Genomic DNA, 21,551 nt, shown 5'->3' on the forward strand with positions numbered 1-21,551 from the left:
GGGGGGGATATGCTTAGGCGCACAGTATATGACCACTCCCTCCTGATCGAGGGGGATGCCATCTGGCGAACGGCTGTAGCGGGGCGGCTGTCTCCGCTGATGGAGAACGATACCTATTTCGAAGCCCTAAGCGCGGCTTTGGAAAAGGCGGAAAAGTCAGTGTTGGTTCTGGGTTGGCAGTTCGATCCGCGGACGCGCCTTGATCCCCAGTCCCCCAGTGACGAACGCCGATTTGAAATCGGCGAGCGGCTCAAATCCATGGTGAAGCAGAGGCCGGAGCTTGAAGTTCGCCTGTTGATCTGGCGCTCGCCGATCCTGATTGCCGCCTCTCAGGGGTTCTATCCGCACAAGGCGCTCAAATTCTTCAACAAGCGCATGGTTCAGCTGGAACTAGAGGGTGTGGGCCTTCTCGGAGCCTGCCATCACCAGAAGGTGGTGGTCATCGACGATAAGGTGGCCTTCTGCGGCGGCGGTGATATCTCGGTCGACCGCTGGGACGAGGAGGGACACTTCAGTGGTGATCCCCGCCGCTGCATGCCGTCCGGCCTGATCCCTTCACCGCGCCATGAGTGGATGAGCGTTGTCGACGGCGATGCGGCCAGAATGCTGGGCGATCTCGTACGCCAGCGCTGGGCGATGGCAACAGAGGAGGCCCTGCCAACGGTTCAGACCGATGGTGACCCGTGGCCGGACCACGTCGCGCCGATCTTTACCGATATTCCTGTCGGACTGTCCCGCACCTATCCGGCCGTGAAGGGACGCGATGAGGTGAGGGAAAACGAAGCTTTACATCTTGAAGCAATACGTGCGGCTAAATCTCTGATTTACATGGAAAATCAGTACTTCACTTCACCTTTGATCGCCTCCGCCATTGCCGAGCGTTTGGCCGAACCGGATGGCCCCGAAGTGGTGTTGGTCTCAACCGGACGCAGCCCGTCCTGGTTCGATGGTTTGACCATGGATACGGCGCGGGCGGAGGTGCTGTGGCGATTGGAAAAAGCAGATGTGCACGACCGCTTCTTCTCCTTCTATCCGGTGACCCGTCGAGGCGACCGGATCATCGTCCACGCCAAGATGACCATTGTGGACGACAAGCTGATGCGGATCGGGTCCAGCAATCTCAACAACCGCTCGATGGGGCTGGATACTGAATGCGACCTATCGTTCGAGGCTCGTGACGAGACCGAGCGCACTGCCATCCGCCGGCTTCGCCAGCACTCGCTAGGGCATTTTATCGGTGTTTCGACCGACGACTTTGCCGAGGCCGAAAGCCTGATGGGGGGTGTGGGGCGATCTGTCGCCACCTTCGGTCAGGCCCGTATGCGGGCGATGGGGCTGCGCCAACCTACGGGGATTGAGCGCATGTTTGCCGAATGGCAGTTGGGCGACCCGCTCTCCGCACACGATGCGTGGCGGCCTTGGAGGCGACGTCATCTGACGCGCGCCACCCGTCCGCGTTCCGAAGGCGGCACGGCGGCCGGTTAAGCGGCGATCTCGAAATCCATCACCAACGGAAGATGATCGGAAGCCACCCGTGCCAACGGGCTGGTCGGCACCCGGATGCCAGTGACGCGGATATGCGGACTGATGAACAGATGGTCGATCCGTATCGCCGGGAAAGCGGACGGGAAGGTCTTGATGGACGGTTTCAGCCCCAGAACCCGCTGGGCGTCCTTCAGGTGGCGGGTCAGCTCGCCATAGGGGCGGGTGATGGACGTCGCGTTGAAATCACCGGCGAGGATCGTTGGGCCCTCGCACGCGCCCACCCATTCTCGGCTGGAAAGGGCGGCGGCCTGTTTGCGCTGTTCGCGCGGCACAAGACCCAGATGGGTGTTGATGATGTTCAGCCAATGCTCGCCAATCTGGATGCGCGACCAGACCGCGCCCCGAGGTTCCAGACCCCTAATGCCGGTTACCGATGGCAGGCTGTCAGCGCGGACGAGCGTTTCGGGCAGGCGCGAGAGAATGGCGTCGCCATACTGCTCGGCCTCGATCCGCATGGCGGGGTGAAACCGCGACGTCATATTCAGGCGCTGGGCCAGTTCGGCGGCCTGATCGACGCTGCCGGTCCGCAGGCGCCCGACATCCAGTTCCTGAAGACAGACGATGTCGGCATCTTCATCGGCAATGACATCGGCAATGCGCGCGACGCTTAATGTCCGGTCTGTGCCCACGCAGCGGTGGACATTGTAGGTAAGCAGTCTGGGCATGACCGTATGAAAACGCAGGAATGTGACGAAAGATCAGTCGATCAGAGAACGATCAGTCTATCGGGGACTTCGTTGATATCGTTTTCACGCGGCGGGAAATGCTCGGCGAGCGCATTGCCACATAGAGCGATGGCGTCCTCCATCCCGTCTATCGGCTGCCCGCGCTTGATACCGCGCACTAGCGCCTGAACCGTTTCACCCCAGAATTCCGGCTTTGTTTTGGAGTAAATACCGGTGTCGGCGATGACCTCGACCTCATGATCGGCCATGGCGGCAAAGATCAGGACGCCGGTACGGTCCACGGTATCGTGCAGGCCGTGGGCCATGAACTGTTGCAGGGCAACGCGGCGGACGCGGGCACGACGAATGCGCTGCGGCACCATTATAAGCCCTATGACCGGTATCATGCTCAGGAGATAGACACCGATGAAGGTGAGGGCTTGGGCGATAATATAGGCGGTAAGAGCCTGGTTGACCTCGTTGGACTGGCTGGCCGCGTGGGCTATGTGCCAACCGTCGTTGACGCCCAACCATTCGCCCGTCAGGCCTAAAGGCACTAGCACGGCAGGCAGGACCAGTGACGCTGTCGCCGCCCACGCCAGCCGGATATCGCGATAGGTCGAGACCCGCCGCGAGATGACGCAGAAGATTTCGCCACTGGTGTTGGCTTCGGCTGCGGAAATGGCGCTCGAGACGCGTGCGTGATCTTCGGGTGTGAAATCCATTACCAACCTCCAGACGCACCGCCGCCGCCGAAGCCGCCGCCGCCGCCGCCAAATCCGCCGCCGCCGCGACCACCGCCGCCGCCACGTCCACCGCCACCGCTGCTGACGATCATCGAAAGGATCTGTGCCGTCGTCCACAGTACAGTGCCCGCACCATTGGCTGCGCCATGGATGCGACGACCGCGTCCGCCTGAAGCAGCTCCTGCCGTAGCGCCCAGAGCCACCATCACACCGAAGACGATGAAGACGATCACCAGTATGCGCGAAGTGCCGTCGCTGCCGGATTGAGCCTCTGCCTGCATTTTGGCAGCGCGGGCAGCGGCCTCTTCGGGATCCAGAGTAAGCTGGGTGGCAAGGGCATCGACGCCCTTGTCGATCCCGCCGTAATAGTTGCCTTCGCGGAACGAGGGCAGGATGTCGTTGCGAATAACGATGGATGCAAAGGCGTCGGTGATGACGCCTTCGAGGCCGTAACCCGTCTCGATGCGCACCAGTCGGTCATTCGGTGCCACAATCAGCAGCGCACCGTTGTTGGCCTCTTTCTGGCCAATGCCCCAACTGCGGCCCAGTTGGTAGCCGTAGTCGGCAATATCATAGCCTTCGAGCGAGGCGAGCGTGACCACGACCACCTGATCGGTCGTCGACTGTTCGAGGCGCGAAAGCTTTTCCGTCAACGCAGCCTCTTCGGCAGGCGTGAGGATATTCGCGCCGTCGACTACGCGTCCGGTCAGAGCGGGAAACTTGATGTTGCTCTGGGCCATGGCCGGAAGCGGCATTGCCGTTCCCAGCCACAGACCCAGTACAAACAGAAGGGCGAGTGCCCTTTTCATTGGCTGAATGCCTTAGTTGGCAGCGGCAGGAGCCGCAGCAGGAGCCGAGCCCGGAGCCACAGCCGGAGCATTACCGCCCGGTTGAGCCGCAGCGCTCGGGTTCAGGCCGTCGAAGTTCACGTTCGGTGCCGTCTGGGCTTCAGCCGTAGCGGTGAACAATTGCATCGGCTTGGAGCCGCTCTGGATGGTCTTGGCCCAGATGATGCTGGGGAAGGTGCGCAGGGTAGTGTTGTAGTCGCGAACGGCTTCGTTGTAGTCGCGGCGGGCAACCGCGATGCGGTTCTCGGTACCTTCCAGCTGCGACTGCAAGGCGACGAAGTTCTGGTTCGACTGAAGCTGCGGATAGGCCTCAACCGTCACCAGCAGGCGCGACAGGGCACCCGACAGTTCGCCTTGGGCTTGCTGGAACTGCTGGAAGGAAGCCGGATCATCCGCGTTCACATTGACGCTGGTGGCCTTGGCGCGGGCTTCGATGACCTGCGTCAGGGTGGTGCGTTCCTGAATGGCGGCACCTTGAACGGTCGCAACGAGGTTCGGCACCAGATCGGCGCGGCGTTGGTACTGGCTCTGGACGTCGGCCCAAGCGGCCTGTGCGCGCTCGTGCTTAGTCGGAATGGTGTTGTAACCGCAGGCACCCACAGCCGGAGCCAGAGCGATAACAGCGGCCACGGTGGCCATACGGGGGGACATACCAGCCATCAGCTTCCTCCTGTCGGTCACTATGACCGATCTCGGGTATAGGATTGGGGTGCGATGGGGCCTTAGCGCAAGTCCAAAGCCACATCGCTTTACAAAATTACTGCGCCAGAAGGTCGTCCGGCTTTACGCCGACGGACCGGCAAGCTGCCGTATAGGTGTTGGCCAGCAGGCAGGCGATGGTCATCGGACCCACGCCACCCGGAACCGGAGTGATCTTGCCTGCGACCTGAGCAGCTTCGTCGAATGCCACGTCGCCGACTACGCGGGTCTTGCCATCGGCGGCCTTGACCGGGTCCTTGGAGGGGACGCGGTTGATGCCCACGTCGATAACGGTCGCGCCCGGCTTGATCCAGTCGCCCTTGATCATTTCCGGACGGCCAACGGCGGCGACAAGAATGTCGGCGGTGCGGCACAGGGCCGGAAGGTCCTTGGTGCGCGAGTGGGCGATGGTGACGGTGCAGCTCTCGCCCAGCAGCAGTTGCGCCATCGGCTTGCCCACAATGTTGGAGCGACCAACGATGACGGCATTCAGGCCCGACAGGTCACCCAACTGATCCTTGAGCAGCATCAGGCACCCCAGCGGCGTGCACGGCACCAGACCGTCCTGACCCACAGCCAGACGACCGGCGTTCACAACGTGGAAGCCGTCCACGTCCTTGTCCGGCGAGATGGCGTCCAGCACGGCATTGGAATCAATGTGAGCGGGCAAGGGCAGTTGAACCAGAATGCCGTGAATGCCGTCATCGGCGTTCAATTGGGCGATCAGATCCAGCAGCTGGTCTTGAGTGGTATCTTCCGTCAGGCGGTGCGTGTCGGAGCGCATACCGGCTTTCAGAGTGGTCTCGCCCTTGTTGCGAACATAGAGCTGGCTGGCGGGGTCCTCGCCCACAATAACGACTGCCAGACCGGCCTTTACGCCATTTGACTTGATAAGGCGCTCAACCGCTGCGCCAACTCGCGTCACCAGCGTTTGGGCAAAGGCCTTGCCGTCAATGATTTCGGCAGCGGCATTTTCGGTCGCCATGGGTTTGACTCCACCTGTTGGCACGGAACTGAATTCGTTCGGGGCGATTTACAGGCGCCACGGTTCGTCGTCTATGATGACGTTATCTTATTGAAGAGGCAGACCCCTTATGCGTCACTCGTTGCTTGCCGCCGTCAGTGTCCTGGCAATCCTCAGTGCCCCGGCATTGGCAAACGCGCAGGCGGATAGCGGATCGGTCCGGGTGGGGCAAAGTGTCTCTGGCAATACCGACGATGATGGCCGCGACTATACCCTGACGCTGCATGCAGGTGACGGCATCGAAGTCATCATGCGCAGCGACGATATTGATTCCCTGCTCGAGATCTACGGGCCTTCGGATTCCGAGGAGCCGCTGGCGATGGACGATGACGGTCTCGGCGACGGGCTTCATTCCCGCCTGCGCTTCATGCCGTCCGAGAGCGGCACCTATCGTATTCGCGCCAAGTCCCTGTCCGAGGCGGGCAATTTCAGCCTGTCGGTTCAGCGCTGGCGGCCGACGCCGGTCCGTTCGGTCAACATCAGTCGCGGGCGCGAGGTACGCGGCCAGATCAACAATCGTAGCTCACAGGATAATGACGGCAACAAGTTCCAGCAGTACCGCCTGAACCTGTCGCAGGGCGAGCGCGTCGCGATCAAGGTCGAAGCCAACGATATCGACCCCATCGTCCGAATTGGCCGTGAGACGAACGGTGTGTTCGAAGAGCTGGGCGTGAACGACGACGCGCCGGGCGCAGGTCTGAACTCGCAATTGAACTTCTCTGCGCCGACCAGCGGCACCTATGCCATTCGCGTAGGCTCGGTAAGCGGCTCGGATGGGCCATTCACGATCACTGTAGAGGACGCCGCCCCCCTGACACCGCCGACCCCGATTGTCATCGGCGAGAGCGTTGCGGGCGAACTGTCCGATAAGACCCCGACGGGGATGTCGGGCGTGCGCGCCGACCGCTACGCCTTGCCGGTTGTGGAGGGACAGGCCTATGAAATCACTATGACAGGCGATGATTTCGATGCCTTTTTGAATGTTTATGATGAAGCGGGCACCGAAGTGGCGTCGGACGATGATAGTGCCGGCGACCTCAACCCGTCGCTGTTGCTGACCCCGAAAACCAGCGGCACCTACATCATCGAGGCCCGCGGTTTGTCGGACGCTAATGGTGCCTACACGCTGGAAGTTGAAAGCGTAGAGCCGCCACCGCCACCGCAACCGCTTGCGATGGGTCAGGAAGTGGAGGGGGAACTGACCGATGACGATGCACGCCTGAAAGGCAATGCCCGTTTCGACGGCTACAGCTTCACGGCGACCGAGGGTCAGCGGCTTCAGATCACCATGACCTCGTCCGAGTTTGATGCAGTGCTGGAAGTCGGCAAGGCTGAAGGGACTTTCGAAGCCCTGGCCAGTGACGACGACGGCATGGGGCAGGGCACGAACGCGCGCCTGACCTTTGATGTGCCCGAGGACGGCGAATACATCATTCGTGCCCAGAGCTTCGATGACGGACGCGGGGCCTATCAATTGCGCTTGACCGATCGCGGGCCTGAACCGGAATCGGGCAGCCTGTTGATTGGATCGACTGTGCGCGGCTCGCTGGGCGAAAACGACAACACCTCGAACGAAGGCCGCTTCGGGGGCGGCTATTACGACGACTACACCTTTGCCGCACGCAAGGACGAGAAGCTGCGCTTCATCCTGGTTGCGCCAAAGTTCGATGCGGTTGTTCTGGTGGGGCAGAAGTCGGGCTCGTCCACCTCTTTCAGCAAACAGGACGATGACGGTCTGTCCGACACGCATTCGCGTCTGATCTGGACCGCGCCGCGTGATGGCGACTATGTCGTCCGTGTTACCAGCTTCGGACCGAATGCCACCGGTGACTATTCCCTGATCGTCGAACGACAGCCCTGATAGAAGAACGTCCTCAGCCTATGTCCGCGTCCCCCCACATTTCGCGAAAAGACCAGCACCTTGATGTGGTGCTGTCGGGGCGGGGGCGGCATGCGCTTGGCACGGGCTTTGACGACTGGCGCTTCGTGCACGAGGCCCTGCCGGATATCGATCACGCCAAGATCGATCTGGGCGTCGACTTTCTCGGGAGGCGTTTGAAATCACCTTTCCTTATCAGCGCCATGACCGGAGGTCCGGCGCGCGCGGAAGCGATTAACGCGCGGCTGGCCGAGGCAGCTCAGCAACTCGGCATCGCTTTGGCAGTAGGATCGCAGCGTTCTGCTCTGGCGGGCGAGGATACCGGACTGGATCTGGCGCTGCGGCGTCGTGCACCGGATACACCCATTCTTGCCAATATCGGCGCGGCCCAGTTGACCCGGGGTGTCGGGCGCGACGAGGCCCTGCGGCTCATGGATATGATCGATGCCGACGCCTTGGTCGTGCATCTGAACCCGCTTCAGGAAGCCTGTCAGCCAGAAGGCGATCGGGACTGGTGGGGTGTAGCTGCCGCCTTGCATGCCTTGGTGCGTGAGTTGGGGCGTCCTGTCATCGTCAAGGAGACAGGGACGGGCATATCCGCTCTTACCGCCCAGAAGCTGGTGGCTATGGGGGTCGCGGGCATCGACGTTGCAGGCGCTGGCGGTACCAACTGGGCGCTGGTGGAAGGCGCGCGCAGCGACGATCCTGACCACGCCGGGCACGCGGTCGCGTTCGCAGACTGGGGCATCCCGACGGCCCGAGCGATTGCCGAGGCTCGCAACGCTCTACCGAGTGTCTTGTTGATCGGCTCCGGCGGCGTTCGCGACGGCGTGGACGCCGCCAAGGCTATCCGACTGGGAGCCGATATCGTGGGCGTGGCGGCAGGCGTTTTGCCTGCGGCCACGCAATCTACCGAAGCCGTCGTCAGTCATTTCCAGACGATGACGCGACAGTTGCGAACGGCCTGTTTCTGCGTAAACGCACCCAGTCTCGCGCATTTGAAGCGGGTGCCGCTGCTACCCGCGCGCTGACTTTAGTAATCGGCAGGAACCTTGGTCACCTTGACCTTGGGATCTGCGACCGGAGCGGTATCGCGCACTTCGATCGCAGGGCCAGTCCCCTCAGCCCAGTTCTCGTCATTCCAGGTCGTGCCGATGTCGTCAACCGGCTGCTCTACCGCGTGGGCGCGCGCCATGGTCTGCTCGTGGTCATAGCCGTTGGCCAGATCACCGACTGACAACTGACCACCAGCAGGGACGATTTCGGGCTCGCGTGGGGCGACGACGTCGACCCGCAGGCCTTCGCCACCGACATGCGGCTCTGTCTTCTCGGGCGAACAAGCACCAAGGGCGGCGACTGCGGCCAATCCAAGCAGGGAAAGGGTCTGTTTGCGCATTTCAGGCTCACCGACGGACTAAGCAACAGATTGACCGAGCGTTTCGCTCAGGCCGGACGTCCTCTCTACACCCGTTGGGGGGATCAAAGAAGCCGGCCCATGACATTCTGTCAGCGCGATAGGGCTTCAAGAAGGGCGTCGCGGACTGCGACCTCGGTGAAGGGTTTTTGGATGGTGGGGTGTCCGCGCCATTGCTCGGGCAGACCGCCTTCACCGTAACCGGTCGAGAATACGAAGGGGATACCGCGCCCCTTCAGGGCCTCGGCAACAGGAAATACCAGCTCGCCCGCGACGTTTACGTCCAGCAGGGCTGCGTCGATATCGGCGGAACGGGCGGTATCGGCACCCGCCGCCACCGTGCCCTCGGGGCCCACGACATTGCAGCCCAAATCTTCGAGAATGGTTTCCAGCAGCATGGCGACGAGCGACTCGTCTTCCACCACCAAAATCCGGCGAGTTTCCAAATCTTCCGCCATAAAGTGCGCCCCGCTCTTAATCGAATAATGCACAGTGTAGGGACCAATGGGTGATCCGCATACCGTGCGTAGCTACTGCCCAGCCAGCAACAATACAGCAACGTCTGATCTTGCGATGAGTGCCACAGACCCGTGAATAAAGTTCACAACGTCTGACATTTGGCACCAGCGAGGTGGATCGGATTTATGGGGGAGGGTGAAGATGGTGGACGCGACAGGGATTGAACCTGTGACCCCCTCGGTGTGAACGAGGTGCTCTCCCGCTGAGCTACGCGTCCATCTTCTGGAACGGGTTCGTGCGAACCGCGTCGGGAGGCGGCGATTTAGCCCGCGAATCCCCCGACGGCAAGTCCAAACTTATCAAATACCTGCGGCACGTGCCGCTTCGGCGGTTTCCGCGTCCGGATCACCGGGCAGCCATTCGACGCGCCCGTTGTAGATGTCCTGATTGAGAATGCCTTCTTCCTTGGCGACAATCACAGGCACCAACATCTGGCCGGTCACATTTGTCGCGGTACGCATCATGTCCACAATGCGGTCGATGGCGACGATGTAGCCAATGCCTTCCAGCGGCAGGCCCGCAGTCGACAGCGTCAGGGTCAACATGACAATCGAGGTGCCTGGAACACCTGCCGTCCCCAGCGATCCCAGCACGGCAGTGAGGCCGATCAGGATGTACTGCGTCACCGTTAGATCGATCTGGAAATACTGGGCGATGAAGATGGCCGCGATTGCGGGATAGATGGCACCGCAACCGTCCATCTTCACATTGGCACCCAGAGGCACAGCGAACGCGGCATAGGCCTGCGGGACACCAAGGCGCTCGACCGTCTGGCGAAGCGTAATCGGCAGGGTGCCAAGCGAAGACGAGGTCGCAAAGGCGGTCTGCTGGGCGGCGAATGCGCCGCGGAAGAAGCTCGTGGCCTTAAGCCCGTGCAGCTTCAGCAGGCCGGAATAGACCACCAGAATGTGGAATAGGCAGGCGAAGTAGATGGCAAGAATGAACTTGCCCAGCGGCAGCAGGCTTTCCCAGCCATAGCCACCCACAACCGAACCGATCAGGGCAAAGACCCCGAACGGGGTCAGCTGGATAATCCAGCGTGTGATGCGGAAGATGATGGCCGCACCTTCGTCCACGGCGCGGCGTGCAATCTGGGCACGATCACCCAATGCTACCAGCGCGGCACCCACAAAGGCCGAGAAGAAGATGATCTGCAGCACCTTGCCTTCGCTGAGCGCGGCGAAGGGATTGCGCGGTACGATATCAAGCAGGACCTGCAGCGGCGTCGGGATTTCACGCGCCTTTACCTCGCCAAGAGGCAGGTCCGCTAGACCCACCCCCGGATTGATGATGTGCGCCGTCGCAAAGCCCACCAGCACGGCCAAAAGCGAGGTGATAGCGAACCAAATAATGGTGCGCACGCCAAGGCGAACCGCGCCCACCCCTTCGCCCAGTTTGGCGATGGAGCTGGCGATGGTGAACAGCACCAGCGGCGCAACGACCATCCGGATGAGGTTCAAATAGACGTCGCCGATGGGTTGGAGCACGGTCGGCGCTAGGTCGCCCAGCAGCAATCCAGCTACTACGCCAAGCGCAAGGCCAGCAAAGGTGCGTTTCCAAAGGGGGATGGCAAAGAAGCGACGGATCATAGGTTCACCTGAAGTCAGGAGGCCTATGTCTGGCTTCGCACCCCGCGCGGCAACCGGGGAGAGTGTTAGAAGTTCTAAACTTTGGGTGAGAATATCTAACGATCAGGCGACGAGTTTCGCCAACGCAGCCTCGAACTCGCTGTAATGGTCTATAGTGATGTCCCCACCCATTTCTGCCAGTGGAACGTCGCTGTAGCCAAAGCTGACGAGAATGCACGGGATGTTGGCATGCTTGGCCGCGCGGGTGTCGGTGGTGGAGTCACCGACCATGATGGCTTTCGCGGGATCGCCGCCGGCCTTGATCACAGCCTCGCGAATGTGCGCTCCGTCCGGCTTTTTCGCGGACACAACGTCGGGGCCGACGATAGCGGCAAACCGATTGCTGATGCCCAAGGTGTCCATCAGATTGGTGGACAGGTCTGTACGCTTGTTCGTAGCGACAACCAGCGTTGCTCCGCGCAATGCCAAACGGTCCAGCACGTCGAGGCACGACGGGAAGGGCGCGGTATCAACGGCGATATTGGCGTTGTAGTCGACGAGGAAGGCGTCAAACAGCGCCTTGCTGTTCTCTTCCTTCCAGTCGGCACCGGCCTCGGCAAAGCCATTTTTTAGAAGAGCCAAGGCCCCGTGTCCGACCAGATGGCGCGCGGCCTCGATAGGCCGTGGCGGCAGGCCCTCCTTTTCCAGCAAACGGTTCAGCGTGCCGATCAGATCAGGTGCTGAATCCACCAAGGTACCGTCCAGATCAAAGGCAATCGTCCAGCCTTCGAGATCGCGTTCGGTCATTGGTGTCTCCCGTTCGAGCATTGGATGGTTTAGAGCCATGGGTGACTAGCCTCCGGGACGACTCATGACCAGCATTTCTACACGCCGCGCCGCGATCATTCTTGCCGCAGGGCAGGGTACGCGGATGAAATCCTCGCTGCCTAAGGTGCTGCATCCGGTGGGGCACCGCGCCATGGTGGATCATGCCATTGATGCCGCCGAGGCGCTGGGCTGCGAAAAGATCGTGGTCGTGGTGGGTAACCACTCGCCGGAAGTCCGCGCCCATATCGTCAAACGTCTGGGCGAGGATGCCATTGCGGTTCAGGACCCGCCGATGGGCACCGGCCACGCCGTGCGTGCGGCCGAAGACGCGCTGAAAGATTTCGATGGCGAGGTTGTCATCACCTATGGCGACGTGCCGCTGCTGAAGGCCAAGGACATCGAGCCTGTATTCGGAGGCAAGGGCGTCAGCGTCATCGGCTTCGAAGCTCGTGATCCGGGTGCCTATGGCCGTCTGGTCATCGAAGGCGAGACACTGGTCGCCATCACCGAGGCTAAGGAAGCCAGTGCAGAGGTTCTGGCCATCCGTTCGTGCAACTCGGGCGTGATGGCGGCTCCTGCCAAGATGCTGTTCGAGCTTCTGGCCGATGTGAAGAACGAGAACGCCAAGGGCGAATACTACCTGACCGACGTGGTCGAACTGGCCCGCAAGGCCGGTCACGACACCCGGGCCGTCTTCGCGCATGAGGACGCCGTGATGGGTGTGAACTCACAAGCCGAACTGGCGGATGCGGAGGCTCTGTTCCAGAAGGTTCAGCGTGAAACCTTCATGGCCAATGGCGTGACCATGAGCGCGCCGGAAACCGTCCACTTTGCCTATGACACCCAGATCGCGGCTGGCGTCACCGTTGAGCCGTTTGTGGTCTTCGGTCCGGGGGCGGTGGTCGAGAGCGGCGCACGCATCCGCAGCTTCTCGCACATCGAGGGTGCCAAGGTCGGCCCGAAGGCCGAGGTTGGCCCTTACGCCCGCCTTCGCCCCGGTGCGGACCTCGGCGAGAAGGTGAAGATCGGCAACTTTGTCGAAGTGAAGAACGTCACGCTGGGCACCGGCGCCAAGGCCAACCATTTGGCCTATCTGGGCGACGGCTCGGTCGGTGCAGGGGCGAACATCGGCGCGGGCACGATCTTCTGTAACTATGACGGCTTCTTCAAACACCGCACCGAGGTGGGCGAGGGCGCTTTCGTTGGCTCGAACAGTTCGCTGGTAGCGCCGGTGACCATCGGTGACGGGGCCATGATCGGCTCTGGATCGGTGGTGACGAAGAGTGTGGGGGCGGGGGAGCTGGCGCTGGCGCGAGCACCGCAAGTCAATAAGGCCGGTTGGGCCACGCGCTTCATGGAGATGATGCGCGCGAAAAAGGCTGCGAAAAAGTGAGTGATATCCAGAAGAAGAACGCCGGCTATGCCGCTGCCCAATATGTAGAGGCAGGCATGAAGGTGGGCCTTGGCACCGGCTCGACCGCTGCATGGTTCGTCAAGGCTCTGGCAGAGCGTAACCTGCCGGACCTGAAGTGCGTGCCGACGTCGGAAAAGACGGCTGATCTGGCGCGCGAACTTGGCCTGACCCTTTCTACTCTGGAAGATACCCCCCGACTGGACCTGACGGTTGATGGCGCGGATGAAATCGGCCCCGAACTGGCGTTGATCAAGGGCGGCGGCGCGGCTCTGCTGCGCGAGAAACTGGTGTGGGAAGCGTCCGACCGCTGCATCGTTATTGCCGACGCGGCCAAGTCTGTCGCTGAACTGGGCCAGTTCCCGCTTCCCATCGAAGTCGTCGCCTTCGGGCACAAGACCACGGGCGCGCGTATTAACGCGGTACTGGGTGCCCACGGCCTCGGCGAGGCGACTGTGCGCCAAGCGGACCGTGGCATGGTCCGCACCGATGGCGGCAATGTCATCTATGACGCCGCGAAAGGCGTGATTCACGATCCGGTGAAACTGGCTGCTGACCTGAAAGCCATTACGGGCGTGGTCGAGCACGGTCTATTCCTCGGATTGACGGAGCTTGCAGTGATCGGCACCGACGAAGGTTTCCAGACAATCGGCTGAACCCTTGTTGGGTTCTGCCGTATGCAAGATTAAGGGCGACGGTCATGCCGTCGCCCTTTGTCTTATTCAACAGTGGCCGCCATCAAACGGGCCTGTCGCTCGATAGAGTTCGCGATCTCGTCCCTCGCGGCACCCGCTATGCGTTGGGTGCGTTGCGCCGAGTAGAGACCCTGCAGGTAGGCCTTGTCCCAATCCGTGAGCCCGGCGACTTCATTGGGGTGTGCCACGACGTTCAGGATAGAGTCATAAGCCTCGGTGTCTGCTTCGGTGTTGACCTGGGCGAGGCTCAGGAATGCCAGATAGTCGGCGAGTTGGTTCGTGGTCAGGTGGGTGAGCCGGGTGGGATCAAACACAATAAAGACCGTACGGAGATAATCTGCGTCACCCGTGAGAATGCGGGATGCCGTTTGGTGGGATTTGCGCACTCCTTGCAGCGCCCGATCGATAATCGGATCGCCTGGTATGCCTGTGTCGTTGTGGATAGAGGTCACGTACGAAATGTGCCACCAGCGAACCGGCGCGGGATTTTCGACGAACCTGTCGTAGGCTCTACGTCCGGCTGTCGTCCCGCTTTCGTTTCTCATCAAAACGGGGCGCAGGTTCGTGCGCAGCCATTCATTTCCAGCGTTCGATTGGTCCGCCGCAATCATAAACACATTGGGTGTACAGCCGGGTGCACCGACCCGTAGTTCAAGGCCTCTGGCGACGTCGCCAATTCTGTCCGCGACATATTGGGATGTTGCCTGCGGCATATTCATTACGCCGACGCAAAACTGATCCCCCCGGTGCCAGCGTGCAACCTGACGGTTCGTCGAGGGCTGCGCGACGTTGGCTACGAAGCGGTCAATCAACGGGCGACGCCGTGTGCCCTGCACGGCCAAATCTTCCAGCCGGATGGGAGCCTCGGCGGCCGCTGTCGCAGGAGCCTCCTGGCCCACGCCCAAGGTCGGTGACAGCATGGCTGCTGACATTGCGATTGACGCTAGCAACATTTGTATCGGATCCCAATCTGCAATGGTGTGATGACACTCAGACTGCACACAACAGTGTTATGTATAATCGGATTGTTGCAAGTCCCGATTTCGTGAGGCCCAGCACTCGCGAATGGGCGTCAGGCGCATTAAATAACGCCCGACAACTTTGTGGAGCCTTCTATGTCCAAATCCTATGACTACGACCTGTTCGTGATCGGTGCAGGTTCGGGGGGCGTGCGAGCAGCCCGCCTTACGGCCATGGGAGGCAAGAAGGTCGCTGTCGCCGAAGAGTATCGGGTCGGTGGTACCTGCGTGATCCGTGGGTGTGTGCCCAAGAAGTTCATGGTCATGGCGTCGGACATCACCCACCAGATCGAGGTGGCCGAGGGCTTTGGCTGGACCATCGAGAACGCCAGCTTCGACTGGCCCAAATTCCGCGACACCAAGGAAACCGAGATTGCGCGCCTGTCGGGCCTCTATAACGCCAACCTGTCCAAGGCGGGCGTCGAGGTCATCAACGGCCGTGCGGTCCTAAAGGACAAACACACTGTAGAAATCGTGGGCACGGGCCAGACGGTCACCGCAGAGCGTATTTTGATCGCCGTTGGTGGCCGCCCGTTTGTACCGACCTTCCCGGGCTCCGACCTGACCATCACCTCGGAAGAGGCCTTCCATCTGCCGGAACTGCCCAAGCGTATCGTGGTGGTGGGCGGTGGCTACATCGCTGTGGAGTTCGCAGGCATCTTTGCGGGCTTGGGCGTGGAGACCACGCTTGTTTATCGCGGTCCGGGCATCCTTCGCGGGTTCGATGACGACGTCAGCGCCCATCTGACGCGTGAAATCGAGCGTCACGGCATCAAGGTCGTCCTGAGCGCCGAGCACACGGCGATCGAGAAAACCGAAACCGGTCTCCTCAATCGCCTCAGCAACGGCATGGAGTTGGAAACCGATGTGGTGATGTTCGCCACCGGTCGAGTGCCCTATGTGAAGGATCTGGGCCTGGAAAACGCTGGCGTGGCGTTGAACGACAAGGGCGCGATCAAGGTCGACGAATATTCGCAAACGACGGCGGACAACATCTGGGCCGTGGGCGATGTGACCGATCGCGTGAACCTGACGCCGGTTGCCATCCGCGAAGCCGTGGCCTTCCACGAGACGGTGTACAAGAATAACCCGCAGACCGTGGATCACACCAATATCGCGACGGCTGTCTTCAGCCAGCCGCCGGTCGGCACTGTTGGACTGACCGAGGCCGAGGCACGCAAAGTCTGCCCGGGCGAGGTCGATATCTACGTTGCCAACTTCCGTCCGATGAAATACGCCTTCTATGGCGCAGAGCATCGCATGCTGATGAAGCTGGTGGTGGATGCCACCACCCAGAAGGTCGTCGGCTGTCACATTGTGGGTGACGATGCACCGGAAATGATCCAGCTGGCCGGTATCGCGGTGAAAGCGGGCCTTACCAAGCAACAGTGGGACGAGACCTGCGCCGTTCACCCGACGGCGGCAGAAGAGCTTGTGCTGTTGAAGGAAAAGCGCGTCGTCGAGCAGCTGCCCTAATCGAGCAGGCGATCGCGGGCCGCGTTAACACGCGCGGCCAATTCCTCGGACCCACCCTGATCGGGGTGGGTTCTTGCCATCAGGCGCTTCCAGGCGGCTTGGATGTCCTGTGGGCTCGCGTCCGGACCGACACCCAAGATGGCGCGGGCTTCGCTCTTGCTCATCCGGGATGACGGGTTCGGATTTGAGGGTCGGGGCGGGGCCGTCCTGATCCGCGACTGGACCACCAGATAACCGCCGGCCAGAGCCAGCGCCGCTGCAACCCAGTATGAGTTGCGCGCAACGCTAAGGACGGCACCTGCAAAGCAGACGCCGCCCAATAGGGTTGCCGATATCCGCCAATGACCGCGACGGGCTTTTTCAGTCTGCTTGCCTAGCCGGACAAGAACCCACAGCGCCACGGCCGCTAGGCCCAGCCCGATTAAAAGCATACCGCGTTTATGCCGCTTCGATCAGCGGCGCACCGTTGTCTTCGAGGCCCATGTCGGCCAGCAAGCCGCGCAGCTCTTGCCGCGCCGAGATGTGCGACATGGTGATCGATACTGGCTTGATGTCGTCGGACAGGTCGGCAACCGTCAGGCCGAATGGGAACAACTCGCGATAGATCACGCGTTCGCGCAGTCCGGGGCCGACGCGGAAGCCCACGCGCTTGGCCAGCTTACCCATACGCTCTTCCAGACGGTCGCGGTTGCGCGCGTGCACGCCTTGCAGACGGTTGGTGACAACCAGCCAATCGATGGTGGCCTGACGGCCTTGCTCGATGGCGCGTTGCTTGCGGGCTTCCCAGACGCTTTCCGAATAGATCGACGGCTTTTGCAGCTCGAGCGTGACGGGATCGACCTGACCCAACAGGTCAAAGTCGACGAAGCTGTCGTTCATCGGAGTGACGATCTGGTCCGCACGGGCGTGCGCCACGCGCGACAGGGTCGTGTCGCCGCCGGGAGTGTCGATAAGAATGACTTCGGCATTGGGAACGGCGTCCGCAAAGGCGGCCTCGAACTTGGCAATCTGCTCGGCCGGTTCGGCCTTGGCCAGAGCCTTGCCGTCGCCCATGTCCGGCACATAAGGCTGGGGCAGTTCATGCCCGTTAGCGGCCAGCCAGACTTTGCGGTTGGCAAAGAAGCGCTCCATCGAACGCTGGCGAAGGTCGAGATCGATGATGGCGACCTTCTTGCCCGCGTGGAGCAGGCCCGTGGCAATATGGATGGCGAGGGTCGACTTACCCGCTCCGCCTTTTTCATTGCCGATGACGATGACCAGAGGCTGCGCCATTGTGAGAACCCACTTTCAGGACGGGCGCGACTCAATAGCGAGGGCCCTGCATTATGGCGGGAAGATCACGCCACACGCCCAAATCGTCAATGAAAGCTTAATGGAAGATTGTGGATGCGTCCGCAGTCGTGACCGCGCGGGCGCACCAGGGATCAGCCGAGGCCACGGATTGGCAAAGGTTTTGTACCCGATCTTCGCGGGCAGACACGCGCAAACGCACAAGTTGGCGACCGCCAACTTCGGTCGGCTCGAACTGGGGGGCAAGGCCTCGCAGGGTGGCGGCATTGGTACCGGTGTTCAGGCGGTCCCACGCCGAGCGGGCCGCCTGTTCACTGCTGTAGGCCCCCAGTTGGACCGTGCGGAAGGCGGCACCTGATCCGGTCGCAGGTGTCGTTGCGGGGGGCGTGGGGGCGACAGGGATTGGGGACGAGGCGTCGGTGCTCAAGACGACGACGGGGGCTTGGCCGGAGTTGTCGGACACCAAGACAGCCTTGGTCGTACCCTCTGCCACCTCGATAGACGGCACTTTAAGCGGGCCATCGCGCAGGTCCCACAACTGATGCGGGGACATCAGTTCGACGCGCAGAGGCCGGGCCGGGCGATGCGCGGCGGGAGCCTCGTTGAGAGGTAACAGCGTGGGTGTACTCAGGCTGTCGTTGCCGACATCCTTGGGCGAGAGCGGAATGGACGACACATGTTCGGCCATCGCCTGATAGGTCGACGTGCTGCTTTGACCAGAGTTGTCGCATGCCGATAGGCAGGCGGAGACCGCAGTCAGGCAGACAAGGGGACGCAAGAATACAGCTCTCATGGTCCCCACTGTCGCTGCGCAATCTTGCGGCGTGGTTAACGCGATAAAAACTCTTGTTAGATGACTGCGCCGACGCAGCCTTCGGCGTCACCGACGCTGAGGTCTGCTTCGGTCAGGGCCAAGGTCCAGCCGTGATGGGTGTTCAGGCCCCAGCGGCGTGCGCCGGAGCCATCGCCCGCGTCGCCACCAGCAGTGACCGTCACGCGGCGACCCGTCGGCAAGGCAGGCGGATCGATCTTGCCGACAGCCAGCGCAGTCGGGTTGTCGCGACCGCCCAGACCCTCGAAGACGCTGAGCATCGACCATTCTTTGCGCAGGCCAATCCACCAAGGCTCGTCGCCGTTGATGGCCAGAACCGACACGCCATTACCCTCGGCCGCGTGTTGCAGGGCGGTCTCGGCGCTGTAAACGACACGGATATCGGCAGCGGCACCGAAGCGGGTGCGGGCGGCATCCATGGCGCGGGCACCATCTACCGGAGCATAGACCTGAACCTGCAGACGGCCCTGACGGGCTAGACCCCAGCCGACGATCTCGCGCCAAAGGGCACCGACGGCTTCTTTATTTTCCGGCTGGGCGTTGCCTACAAGGCGGCCCAGCACGGCCTGCTCGCGGTCGGGGCGCAGCTTGGTGTGCGGTCCGGTCGGGGCGTCCTTGGCCTTGCCGACTTGGGCTGCAATCGCAAGACGACGCTCGAACAGTTCGAGGATCTGGTCGTCGATGCTGTCGATTTCAGCGCGGAGGGCCGACAGGGCCTGTTGCTCGGCAGTCAACTCGGTCACCTCGACGGGCAGGGATTTTTGCAGGGTGGTGGTCATGGCACTAGCTTTGAATTCGGTTTTTCGATGGAGAGAAAACGCGCAAGGGCGCAATGCCGCTCTGGTCAGAGACGGTCGCCGGAGAAGCTGTCAGGAAACGGGGTGTCCCAACGCCTCAGCCGGCGTATCGAAAGCCGTAAAAGCTAAAGCCATAATAGAAACCGGCCACTTCGTACGAAGCGGTTTCAAGGACGAATTGTGCGTTCGAAGACGACATTTTCGGGTCCGGTTTCTGGATCAATGTTGATCCGACGGGTTCTTAAACACGCAAAGTTTGTGCGTGGTCAACCCTTGGGGGGTCCTAAAAGGACAAAGCGTGTGCGATTGTCGCTGAAATCCTGAAGATCGTTGCGCAAAATCTGCAGGCCATAAACCTCTGCCGCACGGGCCGGAGCCACAGCAGCGCGGGTGAGATCGCCTGCTTCTGCAACGTCGCGGGCCGCACCAGCGGTGTCGAACACCACCAAAGGTTCAATGCGCAGCGCCTTCAGGCTCTGGGTGCATTGCTGCAGCGCGATGGGGTGGCTCTCAGCGGTTTTGATATCCGACAGTCGCGCCGAGGGCAGGGCCAGAAGCGCGTGCCGGATCGGACGCCATGCCTCGGACAGCGGTTCAAGCCCTGCTTCCTCGACGAGCGTGGCCGCAGGTTCGACCGTGCCGACTGTGGTGTTCTCCAGCGGGATCAAGGCCAGATCGCAGTCGCCGGTTAAGACAGCGTCGATCGCGCCCTCGAAGGTTTCGAACGCCACAGGAACGTCCCAAGGACGCAGGTCGAGGCAGGCCTCATGGCTGAAGGCACCCGGCGCGCCCTGATAAGAGATGCGGGCCGGGCGGACGTCTTCGGTCGTGTCGGTCATGCGGCTTTGGACTGGGCCTGACGTCCATCTTTCAGGCGCTCGGCGACCAGGAAGGCCAGTTCGAGTGCCTGATCGGCGTTGAGACGCGGATCGCAATGGGTGTGATAGCGGCTGGACAGGTCATCTTCGGTAACCGGCTGGGCACCGCCGAGGCATTCGGTGACGTTCTGGCCGGTCATTTCGAGGTGGACGCCGCCGGGGTGGACACCCTCGGCCTCGGCCACGTCGATGAAGCTGCGGACTTCACCCATGACGCGGTCGAACGGACGCGTCTTATAGCCGTTGGCGGCCTTGAGGGTGTTGCCGTGCATCGGGTCGATGGACCAGATCACGCGCTTGCCCTCGGCCTTCACCGCACGCATCAGCGCAGGCAGGCGGTCGCCGACCTTGTCATGGCCAAAACGGCCAATGAGCGTCAGACGGCCCGGAATATTGTTCGGGTTCAGCGCGTCGATCAGCGGAAGCAGGTCTTCTGACGTCATGGTCGGGCCGCACTTCACGCCGATGGGGTTCGAGATCCCCTTCATGAACTCGACGTGGGCACCATCCAACTGACGGGTGCGCTCGCCGATCCACAGCATGTGGGCCGAGGTGTCGAACCATTCGCCCGAACCGCTGTCGACGCGGGTCAGAGCGGTTTCGAGGTTTAGCAACAAGGCTTCGTGGCTGGTGAAGACCTCGACGCGCGACAGGTCAGGATGCGTCTGTGGCGTAACGCCAACCGCTTCCATGAAGGCCAATGCCTCGGTGATCTTGTCCGCCAGTTCACGGTACGCAGCGCCCGCACCGTTATCGGCAAAGCCCAGCGTCCACTTGTGGATGTTGTACAGGTCGGCATAGCCGCCGCCCGCAAACGCCCGCAGCAGGTTCAGTGTGGCCGACGACTGGTGATAGGCCTTCAGCAGACGCTGAGGGTCCGGAATACGCTCTTCCGGCGTGAAGCCCATGCCGTTGATGATGTCGCCACGATAGGACGGCAGTTCAACGCCACCGATTTCCTCGATGGGCGAGGATCGGGGCTTGGCGAACTGACCTGCGATACGGCCCACCTTCACCACGGGCTTGCGGCCCGCGAACGTCAGCACGACCGCCATCTGAAGGATCAGACGGAAGGTATCGCGGATGTTGTCCGCCGAGAATTCTTTGAAGCTTTCGGCGCAGTCGCCGCCTTGCAGCAGGAAGGCATTACCGGCCTCAACCTGAGCAAGTTGCTGGGTAAGACGACGCGCTTCGCCCGCAAAGACGAGGGGCGGCATAGCCCGAAGTTCGTCTTCAACGCGGGCCAGTTCGGCCGCGTCAGGATAATCCGCCGGCATATGCAGGGCGGGCATTTGTCTCCAGGAATCTGGGGTCCAGCGCTTAGTCATTTCCATAGAATAAGCGTTTCGCCTGCTTAGAACAATGAAAATGCCCACAATTGTGCGATGCGGAATAAAAAGAGCCGCCCCGATAGGGGC

22 protein-coding genes and 1 tRNA gene are annotated in these 21,551 nt (G+C 61.6%); 6 read left to right on the forward strand and 17 right to left on the reverse strand.

Annotated elements, in window-relative coordinates:
- Positions 1-9: 9 nt before the first annotated feature.
- Positions 10-1,485 (forward strand): phospholipase D-like domain-containing protein, encoded by a 1,476-nt coding sequence (locus tag OB03_RS08350; protein ID WP_242913230.1) that lies wholly within the window; start codon positions 10-12, stop codon positions 1,483-1,485.
- Here the strand turns inward: OB03_RS08350 and OB03_RS08355 are convergent.
- The 5 genes from OB03_RS08355 to folD all read right to left on the reverse strand — a co-directional run bounded on the left by OB03_RS08355 (position 1,482) and on the right by folD (position 5,488).
- Complete coding sequence (locus OB03_RS08355; protein ID WP_242913231.1) at positions 1,482-2,210, reverse strand: endonuclease/exonuclease/phosphatase family protein; 729 nt, start codon at positions 2,208-2,210, stop codon at positions 1,482-1,484. The two genes, OB03_RS08350 and OB03_RS08355, sit on opposite strands and share 4 nt — an antisense overlap.
- A 41-nt stretch (positions 2,211-2,251) precedes the next feature.
- A complete protein-coding gene (locus tag OB03_RS08360; protein ID WP_461343814.1) occupies positions 2,252-2,935 on the reverse strand; it encodes a TPM domain-containing protein in 684 nt (227 codons plus the stop codon).
- On the reverse strand, positions 2,935-3,765 hold the full coding sequence (locus OB03_RS08365) for a TPM domain-containing protein (RefSeq protein WP_461343815.1): 831 nt from the start codon (positions 3,763-3,765) through the stop codon (positions 2,935-2,937). Before OB03_RS08365 ends, OB03_RS08360 begins: the two co-directional genes overlap by 1 nt.
- Positions 3,766-3,777: 12 nt before the next feature.
- The gene (locus tag OB03_RS08370; protein ID WP_461343816.1) at positions 3,778-4,464 is read right to left on the reverse strand and encodes a LemA family protein; all 687 of its coding nucleotides are present in this window, start codon (positions 4,462-4,464) and stop codon (positions 3,778-3,780) included.
- Between the two features lie 97 nt (positions 4,465-4,561).
- Positions 4,562-5,488: a bifunctional methylenetetrahydrofolate dehydrogenase/methenyltetrahydrofolate cyclohydrolase FolD gene (gene folD / locus OB03_RS08375; protein ID WP_242913235.1), complete on the reverse strand. Its 927-nt coding sequence runs from the start codon at positions 5,486-5,488 to the stop codon at positions 4,562-4,564.
- Positions 5,489-5,597: 109 nt separating this feature from the next.
- Here folD and OB03_RS08380 point away from each other — a divergent pair, with 109 nt between their 5' ends.
- Both OB03_RS08380 and fni read left to right on the forward strand, forming a co-directional pair.
- Positions 5,598-7,388 carry a PPC domain-containing protein gene (locus OB03_RS08380; protein WP_461343817.1) on the forward strand — a complete coding sequence of 597 codons (1,791 nt, stop codon included), beginning with the start codon at positions 5,598-5,600 and terminating at the stop codon, positions 7,386-7,388.
- A 20-nt stretch (positions 7,389-7,408) separates the two neighbouring features.
- Complete coding sequence (gene fni / locus OB03_RS08385; protein ID WP_242913237.1) at positions 7,409-8,437, forward strand: type 2 isopentenyl-diphosphate Delta-isomerase; 1,029 nt, start codon at positions 7,409-7,411, stop codon at positions 8,435-8,437.
- A gap of 2 nt (positions 8,438-8,439) precedes the next feature.
- On the opposite strand, the gene OB03_RS08390 is transcribed toward fni, so the two are convergent.
- From OB03_RS08390 to OB03_RS08410, 5 genes are all read right to left on the reverse strand, one after another.
- Entirely contained in the window at positions 8,440-8,802 is a 363-nt protein-coding gene (locus OB03_RS08390; RefSeq protein ID WP_461343818.1) for a hypothetical protein, read from the reverse strand.
- A gap of 110 nt (positions 8,803-8,912) precedes the next feature.
- Positions 8,913-9,278 (reverse strand): response regulator, encoded by a 366-nt coding sequence (locus tag OB03_RS08395; RefSeq protein WP_461343819.1) that lies wholly within the window; start codon positions 9,276-9,278, stop codon positions 8,913-8,915.
- 203 nt (positions 9,279-9,481) lie between these two features.
- A tRNA-Val gene (locus OB03_RS08400) sits at positions 9,482-9,556 on the reverse strand.
- Positions 9,557-9,638: 82 nt separating this feature from the next.
- The gene (locus OB03_RS08405) at positions 9,639-10,928 is read right to left on the reverse strand and encodes a dicarboxylate/amino acid:cation symporter (RefSeq protein WP_461343820.1); all 1,290 of its coding nucleotides are present in this window, start codon (positions 10,926-10,928) and stop codon (positions 9,639-9,641) included.
- Between the two features lie 102 nt (positions 10,929-11,030).
- Positions 11,031-11,714 carry an HAD-IA family hydrolase gene (locus OB03_RS08410; RefSeq protein ID WP_242913241.1) on the reverse strand — a complete coding sequence of 228 codons (684 nt, stop codon included), beginning with the start codon at positions 11,712-11,714 and terminating at the stop codon, positions 11,031-11,033.
- Positions 11,715-11,778: 64 nt separating this feature from the next.
- Between OB03_RS08410 and glmU the strand changes: the two genes are divergently transcribed.
- Positions 11,779-13,128 (forward strand): bifunctional UDP-N-acetylglucosamine diphosphorylase/glucosamine-1-phosphate N-acetyltransferase GlmU, encoded by a 1,350-nt coding sequence (gene glmU / locus OB03_RS08415; RefSeq protein WP_461343821.1) that lies wholly within the window; start codon positions 11,779-11,781, stop codon positions 13,126-13,128.
- Positions 13,125-13,802: a ribose-5-phosphate isomerase RpiA gene (gene rpiA / locus OB03_RS08420; RefSeq protein WP_461343822.1), complete on the forward strand. Its 678-nt coding sequence runs from the start codon at positions 13,125-13,127 to the stop codon at positions 13,800-13,802. The genes glmU and rpiA overlap by 4 nt, the downstream gene beginning before the upstream one ends.
- Before the next feature lie 62 nt (positions 13,803-13,864).
- On the opposite strand, the gene OB03_RS08425 is transcribed toward rpiA, so the two are convergent.
- Positions 13,865-14,761, reverse strand: a complete 897-nt coding sequence (locus OB03_RS08425; RefSeq protein WP_461343823.1) for a hypothetical protein — start codon at positions 14,759-14,761, stop codon at positions 13,865-13,867.
- A gap of 195 nt (positions 14,762-14,956) precedes the next feature.
- Between OB03_RS08425 and gor the strand changes: the two genes are divergently transcribed.
- Positions 14,957-16,336 carry a glutathione-disulfide reductase gene (gene gor, locus OB03_RS08430; RefSeq protein ID WP_461343824.1) on the forward strand — a complete coding sequence of 460 codons (1,380 nt, stop codon included), beginning with the start codon at positions 14,957-14,959 and terminating at the stop codon, positions 16,334-16,336.
- On the opposite strand, the gene OB03_RS08435 is transcribed toward gor, so the two are convergent.
- The 6 genes from OB03_RS08435 to OB03_RS08460 form a co-directional block, all read right to left on the reverse strand.
- Positions 16,333-16,767 (reverse strand): J domain-containing protein, encoded by a 435-nt coding sequence (locus OB03_RS08435; RefSeq protein WP_461343825.1) that lies wholly within the window; start codon positions 16,765-16,767, stop codon positions 16,333-16,335. The two genes, gor and OB03_RS08435, sit on opposite strands and share 4 nt — an antisense overlap.
- A 7-nt stretch (positions 16,768-16,774) precedes the next feature.
- Positions 16,775-17,608, reverse strand: a complete 834-nt coding sequence (locus OB03_RS08440; protein ID WP_461343826.1) for a division plane positioning ATPase MipZ — start codon at positions 17,606-17,608, stop codon at positions 16,775-16,777.
- Positions 17,609-17,705: 97 nt separating this feature from the next.
- Positions 17,706-18,314: an SPOR domain-containing protein gene (locus tag OB03_RS08445; protein WP_461343827.1), complete on the reverse strand. Its 609-nt coding sequence runs from the start codon at positions 18,312-18,314 to the stop codon at positions 17,706-17,708.
- Between the two features lie 161 nt (positions 18,315-18,475).
- Positions 18,476-19,237: a chorismate mutase gene (locus OB03_RS08450; protein ID WP_461343828.1), complete on the reverse strand. Its 762-nt coding sequence runs from the start codon at positions 19,235-19,237 to the stop codon at positions 18,476-18,478.
- 284 nt (positions 19,238-19,521) lie between these two features.
- A complete protein-coding gene (locus OB03_RS08455) occupies positions 19,522-20,094 on the reverse strand; it encodes a prephenate dehydratase domain-containing protein (RefSeq protein WP_242913249.1) in 573 nt (190 codons plus the stop codon).
- The gene (locus tag OB03_RS08460; protein WP_242913250.1) at positions 20,091-21,461 is read right to left on the reverse strand and encodes a class II 3-deoxy-7-phosphoheptulonate synthase; all 1,371 of its coding nucleotides are present in this window, start codon (positions 21,459-21,461) and stop codon (positions 20,091-20,093) included. The genes OB03_RS08455 and OB03_RS08460 overlap by 4 nt, the downstream gene beginning before the upstream one ends.
- Positions 21,462-21,551 lie beyond the last annotated feature (90 nt).

The organism is Brevundimonas sp. GN22, from assembly GCF_054824005.1.